The organism is Cellvibrio sp. (assembly GCF_053579595.1).
In genome coordinates, this window is the sequence record NZ_JBRFPI010000268.1 from 1 (window position 1) to 6,332 (window position 6,332).

5 protein-coding genes are annotated in these 6,332 nt (G+C 46.7%); 4 read left to right on the plus strand and 1 reads right to left on the minus strand.

The window, feature by feature from the left end; translation table 11 throughout:
* From ACWA6V_RS15230 to ACWA6V_RS15245, 4 genes are all read left to right on the plus strand, one after another.
* On the plus strand, positions 1 to 1,872 hold a 1,872-nt coding region (locus ACWA6V_RS15230), incomplete at its 5' end, for a TonB-dependent receptor plug domain-containing protein (RefSeq protein ID WP_449523293.1).
* 58 nt (positions 1,873 to 1,930) lie between these two features.
* Positions 1,931 to 2,749: a citrate synthase gene (locus tag ACWA6V_RS15235; protein WP_449523294.1), complete on the plus strand. Its 819-nt coding sequence runs from the start codon at positions 1,931 to 1,933 to the stop codon at positions 2,747 to 2,749.
* Positions 2,736 to 3,596, plus strand: a complete 861-nt coding sequence (locus ACWA6V_RS15240) for a hypothetical protein (protein ID WP_449523295.1) — start codon at positions 2,736 to 2,738, stop codon at positions 3,594 to 3,596. The genes ACWA6V_RS15235 and ACWA6V_RS15240 overlap by 14 nt, the downstream gene beginning before the upstream one ends.
* A 47-nt stretch (positions 3,597 to 3,643) precedes the next feature.
* Positions 3,644 to 4,366, plus strand: coding sequence for an SDR family NAD(P)-dependent oxidoreductase (locus tag ACWA6V_RS15245; RefSeq protein WP_449523296.1), 723 nt, complete (start codon positions 3,644 to 3,646; stop codon positions 4,364 to 4,366).
* 96 nt (positions 4,367 to 4,462) lie between these two features.
* On the opposite strand, the gene ACWA6V_RS15250 is transcribed toward ACWA6V_RS15245, so the two are convergent.
* The coding region (locus ACWA6V_RS15250; protein WP_449523297.1) for an EAL domain-containing protein at positions 4,463 to 6,332 on the minus strand (1,870 nt) is incomplete at its 5' end.

A 6,332-nucleotide genomic window follows, 5' to 3' on the forward strand; every position in this document is an offset into this window, starting at 1 on the left:
TCATGGTTAAGCCGATTGGATTGGGTGTATTTCATTCGCGGTATTCATAGGGGGTTTAATGCGCAAGTAGTGCTGATGTTAAATGGCATTCCGGTGCAATCGAGTTTGCAGGGTGGGCGTCCATCGTTGTTTCGCTTGCCTGTTGCCTCAATCGAGCGCGTAGAAGTGATTCGCGGACCGGGTTCTGCGGTCTACGGTGCTGATGCTTATGCCGGTGTTATTAATGTCATTACCAAAGATGCTTCAACGATTGCCAACAGCGAGATAGGCCTGCGCTCTGGTTCCTTTGGTATCAAGGATATTTGGCTGCAAGCGGCGACCCAAACCCATGATTGGGGAATTGCTTTCAATCTTGCCTATCAAGAGAGTGATGGTGATGGCAGTCGCCGAGTGAATACAGATCTGCAATCAACCCTGGATTCTATTTTAGGTACTAATGCATCGCTTGCACCCGGTGCACTTTCCACGCGCTATCAGATTCTCGATAGCCATTTAGCAGTAAGTAGTGAGCAACTTAAGGTCAATCTGTGGAGTTGGATTTCTGAAGATGCTGGTGTTGGGGCAGGTGGTGCGCAGGCACTGGACTTCATCGGTGAAGACGACAGCAAGTTATGGATGTTGGATGCGACCTATCATTTGAATGATGGACATAATGCGTGGGACAACAGTGTCCGCTTGAGTTATCTCTATTATGATCTTCAATCGCAGTTCAATTTGTTACCACCTGGAACTTTGTTGCCAATCGGTAGCGATGGCAATTTAAATTTTACTGCACCGGCCGGCATGGTGTTATTTCCTGATGGATTGATTGGCAACCCCGGGCAAGAGTCGGCCGATACCCAAGCTGAATTCATTTCGATTTACTCGGGTTGGGAATCGCATCGTTTGCGTTTAGCTGTAGGGACAAAAAAGCAGACATTGGATGCGCGAGAGTATAAAAATTTTGGTCCAGGGGTTATCAATGGAACCGAGGGTGTGGTGCCGGGAAAACTCACGGATGTCAGCGACACTGAATATGTGTTTTTGGAGGATGGGTCACGCAGGGTTGGCTATTTATCAGTCCAGGATGAATGGCAGATTGCATCGAGCCTGGAGATGACCGCAGGTGTGCGCTACGATGATTATTCGGATTTTGGCGGAACCACCAATCCGCGCGTTGCATTGGTCTGGGTAGCCAATGAAAAATTAACCAGTAAACTTCTTTATGGCAGCGCTTTTCGTGCCCCCTCTTTTACTGAGCAGCGATCAAAAAACAATCCTGTTTCTTTAGGAAATCCGAATTTAGATCCCGAGCATATAGATACGCTGGAGCTTTCATTTAACTATTTGTTTACTGAGGATTTACAGAGCACCTTGACGCTATTTCAGTATCAAGCAACGGATATGATTGAGTTTATTGCCGACGAGATGGCAACAACCAAAACTGCACAGAATATTCGTAATCAGGACGGAGAAGGATTTGAATGGGAAATCAATTGGAAACCGGCAACACAATTGCATTTAAGTGCAAGTTATTCGCAACAGAATGCACGTGATCAAGCTACTGATGCCTCTATTCCCGACGCACCCGGTCAACAGTTTAAAGCGGACCTCAATTGGGAGTTTCATCCTGACTGGTTTATTCATAGTCAATTGAATTGGGTTGGTGATCGTCAGCGAATGGCATTGGATATGCGTGCCGATATCGACGACTACACCTTGTTAAACCTTACACTCCGACGCGTCAATATTTTGCCTGATCTCAATCTTTCGATTGCACTGCGTAATTTGGCTGATGAAAATGCCTACGAGCCTAGTAGTGGTGAAATCGCTGGCGATTATCCGTTGGAGGGGCGCAGTGCCTGGCTGGAGTTAAGCTATCAATTCGACTGAACTAACAGGTCTCGATTACTCCCTGAAAACTTCTATCGTTCTTCTTTGGATATAAATCATGTCAGAGCACAAGCATGATCAAGTGCGTAGTCGCAATGAGCCTTTCACCGAGCGCACCGCAACGCGTATATGGTGTGAGCAACCCAGTGAGGACAATCCCTATATCGCGACACAAGCTCGCTGTTATGGTTACGATTTATTTGAATTAATGGAGAAGCGCTCGTTTGTCGATGTATTTTATTTATTATTTCGCGGCGAGCTTCCTACCAAAGCAGAAGCGCAGTTAATGCAAGCATTAATGATTGGATTAATTAATCCCGGTCCCCGGCATCCTGCTACGCGTGCAGCAATGAATGTCGGTGTTGGTAAAACAGATCCCCTACATATACTTCCTATCGCCTCAGCTGTTCTTGGTGGAGATTATATGGGCGGTGGAGCTATAGAAAAAACCATGCGTTTTTTGCGCAAGCAGCAGCATACCGATCCGCAGGATTTTGCGCGTAATGTTCTCCTGCAACAGCAATCTTTGAATCGCGTGGAAGTCGAAGAGGCCATTCCAGGTTTTGGCCGGCGTCACGGTGGCATCGATCTGCTTACAAAAAATATTGCAGCGCAGTTGTTAAAATTAGATGCGGCTGGCAAAGCATTGCGGTGGGGATCTGCGTTGGCAGAGCAGCTGGAGACTGAAGGTTTTGGTTGGCAGGTAACAGGTTTGGCGGCCGCAGTCTTTGCAGATCTGGGTTTTCATCCACGTGCTGGTGGAAGCTTGTTTCAATTGCTGGGTGCGCCGGGTTTGGTCGCTCATGGTCTTGAACTATCAAATAAACCTATTACGGCAATGCCTTTTGTAAGCGATGAAAATTATGTCATTGAATAATTCTACCTCCCTGTATGGTTTAACTCGTAGCAATGCGGCAGTTGTTGAATATCTTGATCAACGTCGTGGGAAAATTATTAGCAACACCGGTGGCTGGTTTCCTGGCAGGGGAGTGTTCAGCCATGGTTATTCGATGTTGGAGGAGCTGGTTGGTGAAAAAACCTATTTTCAACTCCTGATCCTTAATGCAACAGGAAAGTTAGTGGAGAAGCCACTGGCGGATTGGGTCGAGGCAATTTACGGCTGCCTCAGTTGGCCTGATCCGCGCATCTGGTGTAATCAGATCGGTGCGTTGGCAGGTGCTGCACGCACCTCAGTGGTGGCTGCAACCACAATCGGATCGCTTGCTGCTGACTCACGTTCTTACGGCCCTTTCACGCTTTTGGATGGTGTTCGATTTATTCAGGATGCTTTTAACCAACATCAACACGGTGCCTCTGCCGATAAGATTGTTGCACGTATAACTGCTGCAAACCGCGGTAAACCTTATATTGTTGGCTACATTCGCCCGATCGCCAAAGGTGATGAGCGGCTTGAGGCAATGGAAAAATACGCACAAAAACTGGGTTTTAACGAAGGTCCGCATTTATCGTTAGCTTATGACATTGAAAAAGTATTGATGCGCGAATTTGATGAAGGCATGAATATCAATGGTTATATGTCTGCATTTTTATCGGATCAAGGATTTTCGCCGCAAGAGGTTTACCAGATGTTTGCCGCTATGGTTGCCAGTGGTGTGACGGCCTGTTATCTCGATACTTATCATCGTCCCCCCGATACATTTTTACCGCTACGCTGTACTGATATCGATTATCAAGGTCCGGTAGCGCGACCGGTTCCAGACTAAATTTTTATATTTTATTTTTGTAATTTATCTTCACTAGAGAAATCGTTATGCAAAAAACAGCGTTGGTCACCGGCGGCAACTCCGGTATTGGTTATGCGACAGCAAAACTGCTAAAAGAGAAAGGTTATGACGTCACTATTTGTGGACGCAATAGCGAGCGTGTTAATCAGGCTGCTACAGAATTGGGGGTAAATGGTCTGGTGGCGGATATGGGTATCGCCAGTGACGTAGCAAAGTTAGCGGCGCACTTTGACGGCAAATCGCTCAATGCGCTGGTGAACAACGCTGCGATTGCACGCTTTGCGCCGCTGGCGTATTGCACCAGTGCTGACTTTGATGAGTTTATGAATACCAATGTGCGCGGGCCTTTGGATTTAATTAAAGGTGTATTACCGGCGCTGCAAAAAGTGGGTGGCAGTATTACCAACGTATCTTCTGCTGTAGTGAATAATGGTTTGGCAAATGCAGCACTCTATGCAGCAACCAAAGGTGCATTGGAAGCATTTACTAAAAGCCTTGCGATTGAATTTGCTCCTGTCGGCGTGCGCATTAATGCAGTTGCACCGGGTGCAATTGATACTCCAATTATTACCAAACTGGGTCTTGATGAGCAAACACAAGCCGTAGTAAAAGCCCATATGGAAACGACTATTCCATTAGCCCGTTTTGGCCGTGCTGATGAAGTGGCGGAAGTGATTGTTGCGCAGTTGGAATCGAGTTATACCACGGGTGCAATTTGGGCTGTTGATGGCGGTGTAAATGTAACCTGACGTTGGGTGAATAACCTGGTTCTGTTGATTATTTTTTTATGGAATTGCACTTGGTAATCCAAGTGCAATTTTCGAGTCATGATCGATTTACGGCAATCAACCCACAGCCTGTTGCGTAAATAACTGCGCTATCGGCAGCGGATGCCCTATGTGATACCCCTGCACAAAATCAATGCCCATGGTTTTTAAAATATCGAGAATAGCCTCATTCTCAACATATTCCGCTACTGCTTTTTTACCTAATGCCTGAATCACCTGAATCATCGATTTGACCAGCGTTTGGTCGATCTTATCGCGGTGCAGGTTTTGGATAAATGAACCATCCAGTTTAATGTAATCCGCGGGCAAATCTTTTAAATAGGCAAAGCTACTGAAGCCGGAGCCAAAATCGTCCACTGAAAAACTGCAGCCCAATTTATGCAGCTCGGCAATTACCCGCTGGGTGATATGCAGGTTAAACAAACTCGCACTTTCAGTGAGTTCAAAGGTGATGCGTTTGGGGTCAACACCAGTGGCTTTTAGATTTTCCAGAATCGTTGGCACCAAGTTGTCATCTTTAAACGCTTGCGCCGAGAGATTGATGGCGATGTGGCTCAGCTCAGGATGGTCTTTGAGTTTGTGGATCGCCAATTTAATAATCCAGCGATCCAATAAATGCATTTCACCGGCAGCTTCAAGCGCGGGAATAAAATTATTAGGGCCAATAATTTTTCCATCGGTTTCTATCAGGCGTACCAGTGCTTCGTAGTAAGAAATTTTATTATTTTTGACATCAAAAATCGGTTGGAAATAGAGTGTCATCCGATCTTCGGTGATGGCCTTGCGCACTTTTTGCGACATGTTGATCGAATGGCGCAGCTCATCGCTCTCGCTATCGAGCGGATCATATTGGTGGATGAGGTTGCGCCCGCGTCCCTTGGCAACGTAGAGCGCAATATCAGCGCGCATTAAATGCTCTTCGGCGTTGTTGGTGCTGCCGTCAATTAAAGTGAGACCGATACTGCTGCCGAGGTTGACGCGCTGTTCCTGCAGTTGGAAGCTGAACTCGCCAATAATCTGCTGGATACTGCGGGCAAATTCGTGCGCTTCAGTGCTGTGGATATCGCGCAACAAGATTGCAAATTCATCGCCACCCAAACGGCAGAGAATATCGGCACCGCGAATGCGTTTGCTGAGCAAGTGCGACATTTCGCGCAGCACTTCATCACCTTTTTGATGGCCGAAGGTATCGTTAATTACTTTGAAGTGATCCAGGTCCAAATACACCAGTGCATGTTGGCGGTTATTGCGTACCGAATCGGCAGTCAGCTGTGCGAGAGTGGTTTCAAAAAAGTGGCGATTGTAAAGCCCGGTGAGTGAATCGTGCATCGCCAAATATTTAAGTTGCTCTTGCGATTCACGCCGCTCGGTGATGTTGTCCAGGCAGACGGTTAGATTGCTCTGCTGTTTGTTGTTACTGGAGCGGCTGATTTTTAACTGCGCCCACAATTTTTGGTGGCGACTACTGCTCAGGCAAATTTCTATTTCCGGGCAGGGTTTGTTTTGCTGTAACGCTTTGCGGATTTTGTTTTTGTACAACGAGAACTGCGCAATATCTTCGGGGGCGATAAAACTTTCCAGCGATTCACCAATACAATCGTCAATGGGATAGCCCATCATGGTTTCCCATGCGCGGTTGAGATAACAAATAGTAAAATCGGCATCCAGTTCCATCACTACGGATTGCAAATCATCAAGCAGTTGATGGTGGTTTTCGTAGAGTTGGCGATAGGCCAGCTCGCGCTCTTGCAGGGATTTTACTTGCGCAGCAAATTGCGCGTTGCTCACTAAAAAATCATCGCGATGAATAGCGATGTCGCACACTTTGCGCAATTGTTCGGCGCGAAAGGGCTTGGGTAAAAAATCGACTGCACCGAGCAGCATTAATTCTTCTGCCTGATCGATGGTAGTGTGGGCAGTCATAATG